Origin of the sequence: Bariatricus sp. HCP28S3_F11 (assembly GCF_052065395.1) — a bacterium.
In the GTDB taxonomy this organism is placed as follows: domain Bacteria; phylum Bacillota; class Clostridia; order Lachnospirales; family Lachnospiraceae; genus Allocoprococcus.
The window spans coordinates 1-2,577 of the sequence record NZ_JBQHUC010000078.1; the positions used below are offsets into that span (position 1 = coordinate 1).

The window sequence follows — 2,577 nt, forward strand, 5'->3', positions numbered from 1 at the left end:
ATTGTACCAAGTCGCTAGCGCGACGGCTAGCCCTAAGTACGTGAAACCACTACTTTTTTCAAAAAAAAATAGCAGTTTTTGTGTATATGTTGTATTGTTAAGTTACCACACAAAACAACTACATATTCACAAGAACTGCTATGCTTAGTTTATCATGGATTTTTAAACTCAACAACTACATATCTGAAAAATTTTATCGTCCACCGCCCAGTAACCAAATAAATGTCTGGTTCTTGCTGTTATTTTATTTTTTACTTAGGAGGTTCCATTATGGACGATCATTTAAATTCTTTTCGGGAGATGCTCTCCCTTCGCGGTCTTACCGACCATACCATTGTTTCTTATTCTACATATATCTCTGCATACCTTCAGTATCTTTCCGATGTCATTCATACTTCTCCGGAAGATGTATCCTGGCAGGAAATGAGAAATTTCATCTTCTGGATCCAGAAAGAACGCTCTCTTTCTGACCGGACGATAAATTGCTGTATCTCCCAGCTGCGTTTCTTCACCATATTTGTTCTTCACAAACAATGGGATCCCTATCAGATTCCCTTCCGTAGGTTTGATTCCTATATCCCTTTTATCCCTACCAGGGAAGAAATGCAGACCTTCCTTTTTTCTATTTCTGACCTTAAATTTAAAGCCCTTCTTTGTCTGATGTTCTCTGCTGGACTCCGTATTGGTGAAGTCCGTCATTTGAAATGTTCCGACATCGAACATTCAAGAAACCGCATCCATATCCGTGCTTCAAAGAGCCGCTCTGACCGTTATGCCCAGCTTTCAGAAAATGCCTGGCAGCTTATCTTGCAATACTGGTATTCTCTCCCTCCTGAGAAGCGTCCAAAGGACTGGCTTTTTCCTCAGAAAAGAAATCCCTCCAAGCCGATTGACCATCAGAGTGTTCCTGATTTTATCCGTTCTCATGAGAGGGAACTAGGCTGGGAACACCGCTTCACCTGCCACACTTTCCGTCATGCCTTCGCAACCTATCATTACGAAGACGGTACGGATCTGCTAACTTTAAAAAATCTTATGGGTCACCGTTCCATCTCCTCTACTTTAATTTATGTGCATCTGTCTGCCCGCACCCTTTCGGCTTCCCCAAGCCCCTTTGATAAGATGGGAGGTACCTTCCATGAATAAGTCTAAGATACAGCAGATTTGGGATTTTTCTTATGCGGATTATTGTAATTCGGATTTTTTTCAATCCGATATACAGAAAAAAGCTTCCAGAGCCATCATGGATTGTAAATCCGGAACTCTGGGGTATTCCATCAGTGAGTGTACAGAATGTGGACATATCGAGATTCACAATAATTCCTGCCGCAACCGGAATTGCCCGAACTGCCAGGCTGTTAACAAAGAAATCTGGGTAGATAAGCGCAGGGCAGAAGTCATTGACTCTTCTTATTTCCACGTAGTGTTTACTCTCCCACATGAATTAAACCACCTGATTTACTGTAACCAGAAATCTCTTTATGGTCTGCTTCACAGATGCTGCGCTGAAACACTTCTGGAACTTTCAGCCAATAAGAAGTATCTCGGAGCAACACCCGGTATCATTCAGGTTCTCCATACCTGGAATCAGGAACTGGATTACCATGTGCATATGCATTGTATCATTTCAGGCGGCGGTCTCACACAGGAGCAAAAGATACGTAAGTCAAAAGACAAGTTTTTTATTCCGGTTAAAGTACTCAGGGATAAATTTAAAGGCAAATACCTCTCCTGTCTTGATCACATGTATCAACAGAAACAGCTTTCTTTCTCTTCCTCCTGCGAGAAACTACGTAACTCCTATGAGTGGAAGGAATTCAAAAATGATCTTTATGCAAAAGAATGGTGTCCTTACATAAAAGAAACATTTAATGGATTTGGCAATGCCCTCGAATATCTTGGAAGATATACACATAAGATAGCCATCTCCAACAACCGGATCCTGTCGGTCACTGAAAAGGAAGTAACTTTTTCAGCACGTGGTAAAAGTTCCGGTGATCCCAAACGCAAGATTACTCTTACCAATCAGGAATTTATTCGGCGATACCTGATGCATGTGCTGCCTCATAGTTTTCAAAAAGTACGTTATTATGGTTTTTTGAACAATCGTTCAAAAGCGAAGAATCTAAAACTCATTTTTAAACTACAGGGACATCAAAAGTTCCGTCAGAGGTTTACAGGACTTTCTATTGCAGAGCTGTTGAAAGTAGTCTGGAATTTTGATATCACAATCTGCCCCGCATGTGGCTGCTGCAGCATGAAACCAGTCGGAAGGACATATGCACAGAATGATTGGTAATTCAGTATATTTATATCGTTTTTTTCAGGCTTTCCGTTGGAAAGTCTGCGAAGCATGCCTAAAATTCTTTGTTGTTCAAAAAACAATAGGAATTTCCATAGCTTGTAAGGCAGAAATTTCACTTTTCGGCTTGGGGGAGAAAAGCAATCCCCATATACATCCCGGCTAAACGTCCGCGACTTGGTACAATAAGAAAGAATCACATTCAGAGCAGTTCTATTTTTTCCAGAACTGCTCTTTTATTATCTGCTCTGAATCTGATACTTTCCTTAAGAATT

At 40.9% G+C, this 2,577-nt stretch carries 2 protein-coding genes; both read left to right on the plus strand.

Annotated features, from left to right (window positions below; genetic code table 11):
• Nucleotides 1-270: 270 nt before the first annotated feature.
• Nucleotides 271-1,146 (plus strand): tyrosine-type recombinase/integrase, encoded by an 876-nt coding sequence (locus ACTNBR_RS16165; protein WP_291237436.1) that lies wholly within the window; start codon nucleotides 271-273, stop codon nucleotides 1,144-1,146.
• The gene (locus tag ACTNBR_RS16170) at nucleotides 1,139-2,299 is read left to right on the plus strand and encodes an IS91 family transposase (RefSeq protein ID WP_291237437.1); all 1,161 of its coding nucleotides are present in this window, start codon (nucleotides 1,139-1,141) and stop codon (nucleotides 2,297-2,299) included. Before ACTNBR_RS16165 ends, ACTNBR_RS16170 begins: the two co-directional genes overlap by 8 nt.
• Nucleotides 2,300-2,577: the final 278 nt, after the last annotated feature.